Genomic DNA, 14,190 nt, shown 5'->3' on the forward strand with positions numbered 1-14,190 from the left:
AAAGTTTTCCTTAAATGCAAATACTTCAACAGTGATAATAAGATACTTACGATGAATATACGCTTTGAACCTGATCGCGGAGATTGTAGTTAGAAGCCATTACTTCACCGTATGCACCTGCAGTGCGCACAGCAATTAAATCGCCACGGAATGATTGCGGCAATTCAACATCCTTGCGGAAACAATCGGTGCTCTCGCATATAGGCCCTACTACGTCGTATTTTATAAGTGAATTTTCTTTATCGCCAGCAACTCTACTTATATTCTCAATTTCATGGTAAGCCTGATAAAGCATGGGGCGCATTAGCTCCGTCATACCGGCATCCAGAATAAGAAAGTTTTTTTTAAGACCGTTCTTCACATACAGCACCCTTGATATCAGTGATGCCGATTGCGCAACCAAGGCGCGGCCCAGTTCAAAGTGAACTTCCTGGCCAGGCTTAATGGTTAAAAATTTATGAAACACTTCAAAGTAAGCTTCGAAGTCAGCAACAGTATTGCCGTCGGGGTTATAATAATCAACCCCAAGGCCACCGCCGGCATTTAATATCTTAACAGCAAAGCCGTGATCTTCAAACCACTCCTGTATTTCGTTTATACGGGTACACAGCGTACGGTAAACTTCCAGATCGGTTATTTGAGAGCCAATATGAAAATGAATACCCAAAAACTGCAGGTTGGCGCATTTACGCAGGGCGTCTGCAACATCATTAAGCTGCCAGGTATTGATACCGAATTTATTTTCGTCAAGCCCGGTAGTGATGTAATGGTGCGTATGCGCGTCAACATTAGGGTTGATACGGATAGCCACACCTGCTACCTTGCCCTTTGCAGCGGCCAGCTCATTAATGATCTCCAATTCCTGCACCGACTCAACATTGAAGCAAAAAATATCGGCATCCAACGCTGCATTTATTTCTTTATCAGATTTACCAACACCTGCAAAAACAACTTTATCTTTACCAAAGCCATGCTTAATGGCTGTTAAAACTTCGTTACCGCTCACACAATCGGCCCCAAACCCGTACGATTGAATCATGTCGACAACCTTTGTATTAAAGTTGGCCTTCATGGCATAGTGTACGTGGAAGTTATATTTGGCTGAGGCATCGCGGCAAGCGTCGAGTGTTTGCTTCAAAACATCAAGATTGTAGTAGTAAAAAGGAGTTTCAATCCCTTCAAAGCGCTGTATAGTGTAGTTGGAAAACATGTTGCCAATATTTATTTCATGCGTCATTGCGAGGTACGAAGCAATCTCCTGAAACTTACATGCCGATAAGCATAGTTGAAGATTGATTAGTACCTCGCAATGACGCGTTGTTTAGTGTAAGTGAGTTAAAAAAGCCTGTTGTGCAGACTACGCAGTGCCTCAACCTTCTCTTCACTTTTTAGCAAAAGGGAAAGGTTATGATCGCTGCCGCCGTATGATATCATACGCAACGGGATGTGCTTTATAGCTTCCAATACCCGTGCAGCATAGCCGTGCTTATCGGCCCCAAAATCGCCCACCACACAGATAATGGTGTGGTTAACGTCAATATCAACCGTGCCAAATGCTGCAAGCTCTTTGGTTATTTCGCCTAAGTACTTGGTATCGTCAATAGTTAATGACACACCCACTTCCGAAGTTGTAATCATATCTATACTTGTACGATAACGCTCAAATACCTCAAATACGCGGCGTAAAAAACCGTGGGCCAGCAACATGCGGCTGCTTTGTATCTTTATGGCCGTAATATCGTCTTTAGCGGCTATAGATTTTATCTTATCCTTTTCGCTGGTATTGGTAATCAATGTACCTTCAGCTTTTGGGTCCATTGTGTTTAGCAGACGCACCGGTATCTTGTATTTCTGCGCAGGAAAAACACTTTGCGGGTGTAAGATTTTAGCACCAAAGTAGGCCAGCTCCGCAGCTTCATCAAATGATAATTGTGCAATGGGTTTGGTACCTTTAACAATACGCGGATCGTTATTGTGCATACCGTCAATATCGGTCCATATCTGCACCTCTTCACTGCGGATGCCTGCACCTATAAGGGATGCAGTATAGTCACTACCGCCACGACGCAGGTTATCAATTTCGCCGAATGAGTTGCGACAAATATATCCCTGCGTGATGAACAGTTTATTATCTGGATGCTTTTCCAGTAACGGCGTTAAATGCTGTGTAATATGATCAACAATGGGTTCATTATCCTCATCGGTTTTCATAAACTCCAAAGCAGGCAACAATACCGAGGGCACGCCAATTTCCTTTAAATAGATATGGTAAAGCGTGGTTGATAACAACTCGCCCTGGGCCACAACTATCTTATCCTCTATGGGTGTAAAAAGGTCGTTAGCAAAACCACTTAACAGTTTAAAGTGATAATCAATTACCTCTTTGGCCTGGTTATAAAACTCGGGCGTTTGTATCAGTTCCTTAATAAATGCTTCGTACTTATCCTTAAGGACGCCAACAAGCGTTGCCGCCTTTGCCTTATCGCCGGCAAGGTAAGCCTGCCCTATTTCTACTAAACTGTTTGTAGTGCCTGATACAGCCGAAAGCACCACTATTTGCCGTTCGGCGGGATTGATTATATCCAGCAGCTTATGCATACGGGCGGGACTGCCGACCGATGTACCGCCAAATTTTAAAACTTTCATTAATTGTTTCCGTTTACCATAAAACATTAATATCCTTGTACGGTTATTAAGGCGCTAAAAATAGGATTAAAATATCTAAACTTATATCAAAAATGGGCAAAATAAAATTTGGAACCGACGGATGGAGAGCAATCATAGCTGACGATTTCACAGTAGAAAATGTGAAACGTGTTGCTTATGCAACCGCATTATGGCTTAAACAAAACTTTGAAAACCCTACCGCACTTGTAGGCTGCGACCCACGCTTTGCGGGCCCATTATTTGCCGACACTACTACTGCCGTGCTTGCTTCACAAGGCATTAAAGTTTTCCGTGCCGAAAACACGTTCGTGTCTACCCCAATGATATCTTTAGGTACTGTTCGCGTTGGCGCATCTGCAGGTATCATTATCACTGCAAGCCACAACCCGCCGGCATATAACGGTTACAAAATTAAAGCATCATACGGCGGCCCTGCCACACCGGATGATATTGAAAAAGTAGAATCGCAAATACCTGATACCATTAGCCTCGAGCTTAAATCTGTTACCGATTATGTAACCGAAGGCCTGGTAGAATACATTAACCTTGAAGACATGTATGTGGAGCATGCCGAAAACAGTTTCGATATCCCGGCTATTCGCGACAGCGGACTAAACTGGGCTTATGATGCCATGTACGGTGCCGGCCAAAACGTTATGCGCCGCCTGTTTCCTGATATTACCTTTTTACATGCCGACTATAACCCAAGTTTCGATGGTCAGGCACCTGAGCCTATTCAGCGTAACCTGCAGGAGTTTGAGCAGCTAATCAAATTATCTGAAGGCGAAATTGCATCAGGCCTTGTTACTGATGGCGATGCCGACCGCATTGGCTTGTATGACTCGGAAGGCAACTTTGTTGATTCGCATCATATACTGCTGCTGCTTATTCACTATATGAATAAGGTAAAAGGCGAAAACGGTGAAGTGTATTCAACCTTTAGCTGTACAAGCAAAATACAAAAGCTTTGCGACGCATATGGCTTGAACAATACAGTTACCAAAATTGGCTTTAAATATATCTGCGACCTTATTGTTAACTCTGGCAAACCATTTATGGTAGGCGGCGAGGAATCTGGCGGTATTGCTGTAAACGGCCACATCCCTGAACGCGATGGTGTTTGGATTGGTTTAATGATTTGGGAATTTATGGCTAAAACGGGCCGTAGCCTGCAAGACCTGGTTCAGGAGATTTACAGCGTTGTAGGTAAGTTTGCTGTAGAGCGTTATGACCTGCATGTAACCGAAGAAAAGAAACAGCAGATCATCAGCAACTGCAAAAGCGGCATAGAAAGTTTTGGCAGCCTAAAAGTGGCCAGAACGGAAGATTTGGATGGCTTTAAATTCTTCTTTGAAGATGAAACCTGGGTAATGATTCGCCCATCAGGTACCGAGCCGGTGTTGCGCGTATATGCTGAGGCACCAACCACTGCCGAATCGTTTAAAATTCTTGACACTGTAAAAGCTGACTTACTTAAGTAATTCAGGACGCCATATAATAAAAGGCTTGCTTCGGCAGGCCTTTTTTGTTATGCTATATTTAGACATTGGTGAGCAGCCTTTAACAGAGAATCATATCATCGCGAGCGTCAGCGTGGCAATCTCGTCGCCTATTTATCACCGCGAGACGGCTACTGCACTAATTTTTCGATTGCAAGAATCTCGTTTGTCACTATTAATTGTATTTTTAGGCACCAACATAAACATTGCGGCATTGCGCGGCTAAAACCTATCTTATACTATGTACACCAACCGAACTAAAGTTGCCATTATTGGCGCAGGCTTTATATCAGACATACACCTGGAATCATACCATCGCTTTGTGCCCGAGGCCGAGGTAGTGGCAATTTACGCCCGCAATGCAGACAAGGCAAAAGCCTTTGCGGAAAAATATCAAATTGCCCAATTTTTTGATGATGTAGATACACTGCTGGCACAAAGCGGTTGCGAAGTGGTTGACATTTGCGTGCCTAATTATCTGCATGCTTCGGTTTGTATAAAAGCGGCAAAGGCCAAAAAACATATCATCATCGAAAAGCCGCTTGCTGTGACTATTGAGGAGGCCGATGAAATGATTGCCGTTTGCAAAGAAAATGGCGTGAAACTCATGTATGCTGAAGAACTTTGCTTCGCCCCAAAATATGAGCGCGCACGTATGCTGATAAAAGAGGGCGCCGTAGGTGATGTATATATGCTAAAACAAGCTGAAAAACACAGCGGCCCGCATACCGATTGGTTTTACGACATTAACCTTGCCGGCGGTGGGGTACTGATGGATATGGGCTGCCACGCATTGGGCTGGTTCCGTTGGGTGCTGAACCACGAAAAGGTTAAAGATGTTTATGCCACCATGAGTACTGTAATGCATAAGGGCCGTACACAAGGCGAAGACAATGCAGTAGTGATAGTTGAATTTGAAAACGGCGTTACCTGCGTTGCCGAAAGTAGCTGGGCCAAACATGGCGGAATGGATGATCGCTGCGAAATTTACGGAACGGGTGGCGTTGTTTATGCCGACTTATTTATGGGCAATTCGGCACTTACCTACAGCCGCGATGGTTATGGCTATGCCATGGAAAAGGTAGACAGCTCTGCCGGGTGGACCTTCACAATTTTTGAAGAAGCCTTTAACCAGGGTTATCCGCAGGAGTTAAAACACTTTATAGAATGTGTACGCGAAGATAAAACACCTATTGTTACAGGCGAAGATGGCCGTGTTGTTTTGGAAATGATTTATGCTGCTTATGCATCGGCCGGGCAAGGTAAAAAGGTGGCATTACCTTTTACGCCTAAAGTTAGTAAACCGGTAGATCTTTGGTTAAATCCTCAAGCTTAATATTATGCAGGTAAAAGTATTTTCAGATTACGACGCAATGTCAAAAGCGGTCGCAGATATGGTTGCCAAACAGCTTGCAGAAAAGCCAGATTCACTAATATGCTTTCCATCGGGAGATTCGCCTACGGGGATGCTCAAACATTTGGTTGACGCTGCCAACAATGGCGATGTCGACTTAAGTAAATGCGCTTTTGTAGGGCTTGACGAATGGGTTGGCATGGACGAGAATGACTTTGGCAGCTGCAAATATTACCTAAAGCATAACCTGTTTGACAAACTTCTTACGCAGCCCAAGGAAGTAACCCTTTTTGATGCCAAAGCGCCTGACCTCGAGGCCGAATGTAAGCGCATCAACAAATACATTGCAGCAAAAGGTGGTTTGGATATGATGATAGTAGGCATTGGCATGAATGGGCACCTTGGCCTTAACGAGCCGGGCACTCCGTTTGATTTGTATGCCCACCCTGCAGAGCTTGCGCCTATTACCATTGAGGTAGGCCAAAAGTACTTTAAAAGTGAAACCAAATTAACCGGCGGTATCACACTCGGCTTGCGCCATTTGGCCGAAAGTAAAATTCCCGTACTTATAGCCAGCGGCGAAAAAAAGGCGGGCATTATAGCTCAAAGCCTCGAAGGTGAAGTGTGCAAGGATGTACCTGCATCAATCCTGCAAACGCTGCAGCATGCCGTGATTTTGTTAGATGAACCGGCAGCGTCCGGCCTAACTAAAGAGTAAATTTATCGATTAAAACAACCGCGCCATAGTTGAAAGGTTACAAGCCGTAAGGTGCAATCTCGCTTTTTAAAAACTTTAACACGAATAAAAGGATTTTTATGGGTACTTAATCAATATTGAAATACTTATAATAAAGCGTTTAAGTCACATTCACTTAGTCATAAAAAATACCATTAGTACCACATAATTTCTGCATCTTTAAGATACCAATTATAAATCTTCATGTCTGCAGAATTTACGAACAAGCCTGACGATAGCGCAGTGCAAACGTTTGATGCTATAGTTATAGGCTCCGGCATAAGCGGCGGGTGGGCGGCAAAAGAACTTTGTGAAAAAGGCCTTAAAACCCTTGTGCTTGAACGCGGCCGCGATGTAAAACATTTAAAAGACTACCCAACAGCCACCACGCCGCCCTGGGGATTTCCCTATCGCGGGCGTATGAGCGAGGAACACTATAAACAAAACCCGCTTATAACCAAGGCGGCAGGCTACGGCGATGATTGCGATCATTTTTTTATAAAGGATGCCGATCACCCCTATGTGCAGGAGAAACCGTTTGATTGGATACGCGGTTACCAGGTCGGTGGTAAATCATTAACATGGGGACGGGCTACACAACGCTGGAGCGAATTTGAGTTTACGGCGCCCAAACGTTTTGGCTATGGTATTGAGTGGCCGATATGTTATGCCGATGTTGCCCCGTGGTACTCGCATGTAGAAAAATTTATTGGCATATGCGGCAGTAAGGACGGGTTGGAAGCTATGCCCGACGGTGAGTTTTTGCCACCATTTGAAATGAATGCGCCCTTGCAACATATCCGCGACAGCGTAAAACAAAACTTTAACCGCCACTTGGTACACGCCCGCTGGGCACACTTAACCGAGCCTCAGCAAATCCACCTGGACCAGGGCCGTGGCAAGTGCCAGGCGCGTAATATGTGTATGCGCGGCTGCCCGTTTGGTGGGTATTTCAGTTCGGTAAGTTCTACCCTGCCCTGGGCGCAAAAAACGGGTAACCTAACCATCAGGCCAAATGCTGTAGTACATTCAATTATTTATGACGAGCAGTCCGGCAAAGCAAGCGGTGTAAAAGTTATTGATGCCAATACAAAAGAGGTTATTGAGTACCGCGCACGTGTTATATTCATGAACGCGTCTGCATTGAACACCAATCTTATCCTGCTAAATTCGAAATCCAAACGCTTCCCTAACGGCTTGGGTAATGACAGTGGGCTGCTTGGCAAGTATATCGCTTTCCATAATTATCGGGCCTCGGTAAGCGGCAGTATTGATGGCTTTACCGATAAATATTACTATGGCCGCAACCCAACCGACCTTATTTTGGTTAACTATAAAAACCTGCACAATCGAGATACCGATTATTATGGTGGTTACACCACCTTTATGAATGCTTACCGCCCGCAACACCCTAACGATACGCTGGAGGGCCAGGTAGGTGCCCAATACAAAGACGAGCTTTGCGAGCCGGGAGGCTGGCAGGTGTTTGCTTATTTACAGGGCGAAACTGTGCCGGTAGAAAGCAACCATGTACGCCTTAGCGACACAGAAAAAGATCAATGGGGTATCCCACTGCTGGTAACTTCGGTTGAGTATCATCCCAACGATGATAAAATGACGGATGACTTTTTAAATGAAACGGCTGGCATGCTCGAGAAAGCTGGTTGTAAAAACATAAAAAAATATAACAACAAGCAGTCGCCCGGGTTGGATATCCACGAAATGGGCGGCGTACGTATGGGTAAAGATCCTAAGACATCGTTATTGAACAACTGGAACCAGCTACATGCCTGCAAAAATGTATTTGTAACCGATGGTGCCTGCATGACAAGTACAGGCAACCAAAGCCCATCAATTTTGTATATGGCTTTAACGGCCCGTGCTGCTAATTATGCAGCCGATGAAATAAAAAAAGGCAACCTGTAAATTGAAGAAATAAGCGTGACAATTTTATAATTGCTAGCGCTTAGCTTTGCACTATGAGCGAGCAGGCCGATATATTAACCATTACAGATATTAAACTGTTGGTTGATACTTTTTACACGCGTATACAACAAGATGAATTGCTTGGGCCTATATTTGCCGACCGGATACAAAACCGCTGGCCCGAGCATTTAGATAGAATGTACCGCTTTTGGCAAACTGTGCTGCTGGAAGAATTTACGTACAACGGCCGCCCATTCCCGCCACATGCACAGTTGCCGGTTGGTGCAGAACATTTTAAACAATGGCTTACCTTATTTACCAAAACCGTGGACGAGCTGTTTACCGGAGACAAGGCAACCGAAGCCAAATGGCGCGCCGGTAAAATGGCAGATATGTTTAAGCATAAAATTGCTTATATAAAGAATAATCCGTTTAATTTTCAGTAATAGGTGTTCCCGGTATTGTCATCCTGAACATAGTGAAGGATATGTTAGGCGGACATAGATGCTTCGTTCCTCAGCATGACGTGGGAAATTTATCACATCGTTTCCAACTCATCGGGGTGCCTTGGCTGCCAAATAAAGTAATAGAACGCAAGGCAGGCCACCCCAAGTAAAAACGGGATAATGGCGAGATGCTTATAAGTTACCGGGCCAAAAGCATACAGGTGATCGAAGTCCAGAAACTCACTGATCATCCAGTAAGAATTAGCCGAGATCCAGAATGTAATGGCCAGGTTATGGCAAAGTTCGGACATCAATTCTTTGGTACGGTAGGCTATTACAATTGATATGGCCAGCGTAGGTATAATCATCACTATCCCCAATGGTTTCCAAAGTAAGCACCAGACAATGTCTTTAAAAAGCCAGAACACAATATGGAGATTCTCCATTTTTCGATACTTCAGGGGGATAGTATAATTAGCCATGTTACCGCTAAAATACTGAAATAATTGACGTGGAAAAGCGGGGCTACTATGCCAGCCAATCGTTCCAATCGGTAATCTTAAATGCGTAGCCCAACAACGGTTTTACGTTGACGCTTTCTATTACCTTCCATTCATTTAATTCGGGCAAGAAGCCTGGTACGTCATATCCGGATTTAGCCGCAGCTTTCGTATAAAATTCCGCCCTTGTAGGGTGGTGTGGCGTGCAGGCGTTGAAAGTGTAGCCAAATTTATCTTTTTCAATAATCGCCTCAGTTACGCCTATACAATCATCTAAATGGATCAGGTTGATGGGTGCCTGGCCATTAGGTACATTTTGCTTTCCGGCGAAAAACCTTCCCGGATCACGCTCAGGCCCAACCAGCCCTGCAAATCTAATTACAGTAGTTTTGAATGCAGTTTGGTTTCTGGATAATTCCTCGGCTGCAAACAATATTTTACCGGCTTCAGTATTGGGGGCCGGTTCATCTAATTCAGTAACAATTTTATTTAGGTCAGCATATACACCTGTAGAACTAATCAGGATAACTTTTTGCACACTCCCGCCGTTAATGCCAGCCACCGCTTTACCAAGTTTCGTCACATAATCCTGCCCCTGCCCTGATCGTGCTTTAGGCGGAATGGCGATGATCAGCACATCACAGTTAAAAAAATCCCGGTTAAGCTGTTCACTTTCAGGAGACAGATCAATCAGATATGGCAGTATGCCGACAGCCTCGAGTGCTTGTAATTTATCGGCAGATGTGGTTGACCCTTGTACCGTTATGCCTGTCTTTAATAGATGTTTGCCCAAAGCAAGGCCAAACCAACCGCAACCTAAAATACTCACCGTCATGCGTGCTAAGATAGTACTTAATCGTGGGCATAAATATTTCAAATGATATATTTGCTGTATGGATACACCGCAGACCCTGCCAGTTTTAACCGATACCGAATTACGTGTATTGGGCTCTTTAATGGAAAAAAGCAAAACTACGCCCGACTATTACCCCATGACTTTAAATGGCCTTACGGCTGCCTGTAACCAGAAAACATCCCGCAACCCGGTGGTGGATTTTGACGAGAACACCGTAATGCTTTCTTTAGACACGCTAAAGCGAAAAGGATTGATATCTACCGCAACCGGTGGCTCCAGCCGTGCTACAAAGTATAAGCACAACTTTGGCATTGTTTACCCTGTTGTACCTGCAGAGGTAGCCGTAATATGTCTGCTGATATTACGCGGACCGCAAACACCCGGCGAAATTAACACCAACTCGGGCAGGCTATATGAGTTTGACGACCTTGACGAGGTACAAACAATGCTTGAAAAACTTGCGGGCGGCGACACACCGTTTGTTGAGCAAATGCCAAAGCGGCCTGGGCAGAAAGAAGTGCGCTACCGCCACCTTTTAGGCGGAACAATTATTGAAGACGATGCCGTTGCCGACACCCCAAGCCGTCGCGCTAATCAATCGGAATTAGAAGAACGCCTTATTAAGGTAGAAACCGAACTGGCCCAACTTAAAGAGGCTTTGGATAAGCTGATGAACGAACTAATGTAACTTAACGTTTTGCAAATGCTTTGTAGCGTTCCATGGCCTCAACAAAGTAATAGTCGGCGTAGGTAAGCGGCACATCAATTTCGGTTCCTGCAGGTAAGTGCCCAACACTGTGCATTAATATAAAGCCTGCATTTGTGCCCACCTTGGCCCTGTAGGCCGGGGCAGAAAGATTTTTAATAATAGTTTCGGCAGTGGTAAAATACTTTTGCGCTTGCGCTTTATCAGCATACCGGCAAAGCTCAAGTAGTGCCGATGATATTATAGCCCCTGCCGAAGCATCGCGTAAAGCATTTGGTATGTTGGGCGCATTAAAATCCCAGTAAGGAATTTTATCGGTAGGTAAATTGGGGTTGTTCAGTATAAATCCTGCTATCTGGTTCGCGGCATCCAGGTATTTCTTGTCTTTAGTTTCGCGATACATAACGGTATAGCCGTAAAGCCCCCAGGCCTGCCCTCTTGCCCAGGCCGACTCATTGGCAAATCCCTGCGCTGTTTTCCTTTCCCGTACAGCACCAGTTTCCGCATTATAATTAATAACATGGTATGAGCTATGATCTGGCCTGAAATGGTTTTTTAACGTGGTGTTGGCATGGGTAACGGCAATCTTGTAAAAGCTCGAATCGCCAGTTTCCCTGGTTGCCCAAAAGAGTAATTCGAGGTTCATCATATTATCAATAATAACCAGGAAATCGCCCGGTTTGGAATCCCATGACTTGATTGCCCCAACTTTAGGATTAAACCTTGTAGATAATGATTTAGCACTGTTGATTAGTATCTGTTTATAACTGTTAGACGGGTTTAACTTGTTCGCAGTTCCAAAGCTGCAATACATCATAAAACCGAGATCATGAGTGTGGGTATTGTATTGTTCTTTGGCAAGATCGGCCATGATGCGGTTGGCATCGGTCGATAAAGCTTTATCGTGCTTTTGCTGATAAAGCTCCAGCAGCGTTCCGGGATAAAAACCGCTGCACCACCAGTCGGATTTACTGGTCTCCAATTTACCGGTAGCCTTGTTTATAGTTTTAGGGAAACGGCCCGGCTCCAGCAAAGTAGCCATGTATTTATATTGAGCAGCAGCATCGGTAAAGTTTTTGTCGACAACGGTGAGCAAAGCTTTTTGTGGTTTAGGCACAAAACGCTGCTGTGCAACGGCCGGCAAACAGGCAGACGCAAGCAAGACAGCGCCGGCGATAAGGCTTGTGAAATTCATAAAAGGGCTTATAATTGGTAAATGTATTAAAGCGAATTTACAGAAATATCAAATACATCCCGCAACGCTTTTTTAGCAGCATAGTAACCACACATGCCATGTACACCACCACCCGGCGGCGTTGAAGCCGAGCATATGTAAAGCCCTTTTGCTGAGGTTTTGTAGGGCGACAACCTAAGTGCCGGCCGCGTAAACAGCTGGCCAATGTCCAATACACCACCGTTGATGTCGCCGCCAATATAGTTGGGGTTATAAGCCTCCATCTGGGCGCTATCGATGGTATGCCTTGCCAGGATAATATCTTTAAAACCGGGCGCAAAACGCTCAACCTGGTTTTCAATAATGGCGGTCATGTCTTTGGTTGAGCCATGCGGTACATGACAATAACCCCATGCTGTGTGTTTACCCGAAGGCGCGCGGCTGTCATCAAACAAGCTTTGCTGGGCCAGCAATACAAATGGCTTTTCGGGGTGCTTACCGTCCCAGGTTTGTTGCTCGGCATCGCGTATCTCGGCAAGTGTATTACCAAGGTGTACCGTGCCTGCGCCGCCGCAATCTCTTGCCTTGAACGGTATGGGTTCATCTAAAGCCCAGTCAATCTTGTAAACGCCCATGCCGTAACGGTAGCGCTCGAGTTGCCATTTGTATATTGATGAAAATTTATGACCAGCTATTTGCAGCAGTTGTTTTGGAGAAACATCGAACAAAACAGCATGCGCGGATGGCAGCATTTTCAAATCAGTTACATAAGTACCTGTTTCAATTTTGCCACCTAAAGATTTAAAGTATGCAGCCAGTGCATTAGCAATTTGTTGCGAGCCGCCCTTCGGTATGGGCCATCCGCCTAAATGGCCTGCAGCAAGCAACACCAGTGCAATTGCAGATGTAGTTATATTGGTAATAGGCTGCATAGCATGCGCCGCCATACCTGCAAAAAGTGCCTTTGCCTTTTCTGTTTTAAACAAATTGGCCAGTGTAGTAGCGGGGGGCAAAGCCTTTAAACCAAACCGGGCAAAGTCAACTGGATGTTTCGGAAATTTGAGCGGACCTAAAGTATCGGCATCTATTTTGGGCCATATACTTGTAATTTCCTGCAATAACCTCCGATATGCCCGGCTATCGGTTGCTAATTCATCGGCAGTATCATCTATACTATGTTTCAGTATGGCTACGTTTCCATTATCAAGCGGATGAGCGGCGGCAAAAGTTGGCTGAATGTACGACAAGCCGAAATCATGCAAAGGAAGTTTGCTCAAAAACGGCGACGCAGCGGCAAGCGGGTGTATAGCCGAGCAAATATCATGTGTAAAGCCAGGCAAGGTAAGCTCTGCCGATCTCAGGCCGCCGCCTATTGTATCCTTGCCTTCTATTATAAGCACCGACAGGCCCTGCTGCTGCATCAGTATAGCTGCTGCCAACCCGTTGGGCCCCGAGCCTACCACTACTACATCATAATCCCTTTGCTCAAGCTTCATTACAGCTTAAAAATCTGAATAATCTGTTGGCCTTAAAAATATGATGTCGGCCTTTGATACGTTGTTTTGATACTGTGCCATGCCCGATAGTTTTTTCCAGTATGCGTCATCACCAAACGCTTTCCAGTGTTCATCACGATCAGCCATGCTGTTGAACGTGGTCATATACATCAGGTTTGGCATACGGCTGCCGGCAAGTACTTTTGCATAAAAAACAGCGTTAAAGCCAAGCCTTTTAAACAGACCTACCTCGTCGCCATCGTTAAACATCTTAACCTTATTTTTATAATATTTCTCGGTTGGTCCTTCATAGCTACGAAGCTCATAAACGCGCTCGCTTTTGGGTGCGCTTAAGTTTGGCAGTAGCGGACTAACAGCTTTGTCAAACGCCGAGAGTACAATTACTTCCATACGGCTGTATGGCGGGGTTTTATAAGAAGCGTTGATATATTCGGATTTACCATTGGCTGCATCTGCAACATCAATCTTATCCTCGAAAGCTTCGATCGCTTTCCAGTTGGCAAATGGTATCAACACATAGGTGCGCCTGTCGGCCGTATCGTTTGCAAGCGTGTTAAATACTCCTACCTGTTTCATGCCCAACTTATGAACGTTAGGTACAAATACATCTTTCAGGTAAGCATTTGTTACCTGCTGCTGTTCATTTGTTTTAAAGTGGTAAACACGCAATTGATAGTAGTAGCCTGTAGCCATTGCAGGAGCTGCATAGCAAGCTAAAAACGCAACTATAGCAAAAACGCAAATTTTTTTGAGGGCAGTCATGTTGTGATTTATTTTTGTAAATATATTAAATAAAACGCCCTGCAGCG

General features: G+C 44.8%; 13 protein-coding genes. 6 read left to right on the forward strand and 7 right to left on the reverse strand.

Annotated features, from left to right (window positions below):
- Nucleotides 1–46: 46 nt before the first annotated feature.
- Together lysA and FPZ43_RS11955 are read right to left on the reverse strand one after the other, a co-directional pair.
- Nucleotides 47–1,210, reverse strand: a complete 1,164-nt coding sequence (gene lysA / locus FPZ43_RS11950; protein ID WP_146382299.1) for a diaminopimelate decarboxylase — start codon at nt 1,208–1,210, stop codon at nt 47–49.
- 125 nt (nt 1,211–1,335) lie between these two features.
- Nucleotides 1,336–2,646 carry an aspartate kinase gene (locus tag FPZ43_RS11955; RefSeq protein WP_146382155.1) on the reverse strand — a complete coding sequence of 437 codons (1,311 nt, stop codon included), beginning with the start codon at nt 2,644–2,646 and terminating at the stop codon, nt 1,336–1,338.
- A gap of 92 nt (nt 2,647–2,738) precedes the next feature.
- Here FPZ43_RS11955 and FPZ43_RS11960 point away from each other — a divergent pair, with 92 nt between their 5' ends.
- The 5 genes from FPZ43_RS11960 (at nt 2,739) to FPZ43_RS11980 (ending at nt 8,628) form a co-directional block, all read left to right on the forward strand.
- Entirely contained in the window at nt 2,739–4,148 is a 1,410-nt protein-coding gene (locus FPZ43_RS11960; protein WP_146382156.1) for a phosphohexomutase domain-containing protein, read from the forward strand.
- 259 nt (nt 4,149–4,407) lie between these two features.
- Complete coding sequence (locus tag FPZ43_RS11965; RefSeq protein WP_146382157.1) at nt 4,408–5,502, forward strand: Gfo/Idh/MocA family protein; 1,095 nt, start codon at nt 4,408–4,410, stop codon at nt 5,500–5,502.
- A gap of 4 nt (nt 5,503–5,506) precedes the next feature.
- On the forward strand, nt 5,507–6,238 hold the full coding sequence (locus FPZ43_RS11970; protein ID WP_146382158.1) for a glucosamine-6-phosphate deaminase: 732 nt from the start codon (nt 5,507–5,509) through the stop codon (nt 6,236–6,238).
- A 222-nt stretch (nt 6,239–6,460) separates the two neighbouring features.
- Complete coding sequence (locus FPZ43_RS11975; RefSeq protein ID WP_146382159.1) at nt 6,461–8,182, forward strand: GMC oxidoreductase; 1,722 nt, start codon at nt 6,461–6,463, stop codon at nt 8,180–8,182.
- 53 nt (nt 8,183–8,235) lie between these two features.
- Nucleotides 8,236–8,628, forward strand: a complete 393-nt coding sequence (locus tag FPZ43_RS11980) for a group III truncated hemoglobin (RefSeq protein ID WP_146382160.1) — start codon at nt 8,236–8,238, stop codon at nt 8,626–8,628.
- A 92-nt stretch (nt 8,629–8,720) separates the two neighbouring features.
- Here the strand turns inward: FPZ43_RS11980 and FPZ43_RS11985 are convergent, their stop codons facing one another.
- Together FPZ43_RS11985 and FPZ43_RS11990 are read right to left on the reverse strand one after the other, a co-directional pair.
- Nucleotides 8,721–9,110 (reverse strand): hypothetical protein, encoded by a 390-nt coding sequence (locus tag FPZ43_RS11985; RefSeq protein ID WP_222430970.1) that lies wholly within the window; start codon nt 9,108–9,110, stop codon nt 8,721–8,723.
- Between the two features lie 46 nt (nt 9,111–9,156).
- A complete protein-coding gene (locus FPZ43_RS11990) occupies nt 9,157–9,963 on the reverse strand; it encodes an SDR family oxidoreductase (protein ID WP_146382161.1) in 807 nt (268 codons plus the stop codon).
- 58 nt (nt 9,964–10,021) lie between these two features.
- Between FPZ43_RS11990 and FPZ43_RS11995 the strand changes: the two genes are divergently transcribed.
- Nucleotides 10,022–10,672 (forward strand): YceH family protein, encoded by a 651-nt coding sequence (locus FPZ43_RS11995; RefSeq protein ID WP_146382162.1) that lies wholly within the window; start codon nt 10,022–10,024, stop codon nt 10,670–10,672.
- Between the two features lies 1 nt (nt 10,673).
- Here the strand turns inward: FPZ43_RS11995 and FPZ43_RS12000 are convergent, their stop codons facing one another.
- The 3 genes from FPZ43_RS12000 to FPZ43_RS12010 are packed head-to-tail and all read right to left on the reverse strand — an operon-like array spanning nt 10,674 to nt 14,143.
- On the reverse strand, nt 10,674–11,885 hold the full coding sequence (locus FPZ43_RS12000; RefSeq protein WP_146382163.1) for a glycoside hydrolase family 88 protein: 1,212 nt from the start codon (nt 11,883–11,885) through the stop codon (nt 10,674–10,676).
- Nucleotides 11,886–11,911: 26 nt separating this feature from the next.
- Nucleotides 11,912–13,360, reverse strand: coding sequence for a phytoene desaturase family protein (locus FPZ43_RS12005; protein WP_146382164.1), 1,449 nt, complete (start codon nt 13,358–13,360; stop codon nt 11,912–11,914).
- Nucleotides 13,361–13,366: 6 nt separating this feature from the next.
- Complete coding sequence (locus FPZ43_RS12010) at nt 13,367–14,143, reverse strand: NIPSNAP family protein (RefSeq protein WP_146382165.1); 777 nt, start codon at nt 14,141–14,143, stop codon at nt 13,367–13,369.
- Nucleotides 14,144–14,190: the final 47 nt, after the last annotated feature.

This window comes from Mucilaginibacter pallidiroseus (assembly GCF_007846085.1).
In the GTDB taxonomy this organism is placed as follows: domain Bacteria; phylum Bacteroidota; class Bacteroidia; order Sphingobacteriales; family Sphingobacteriaceae; genus Mucilaginibacter; species Mucilaginibacter pallidiroseus.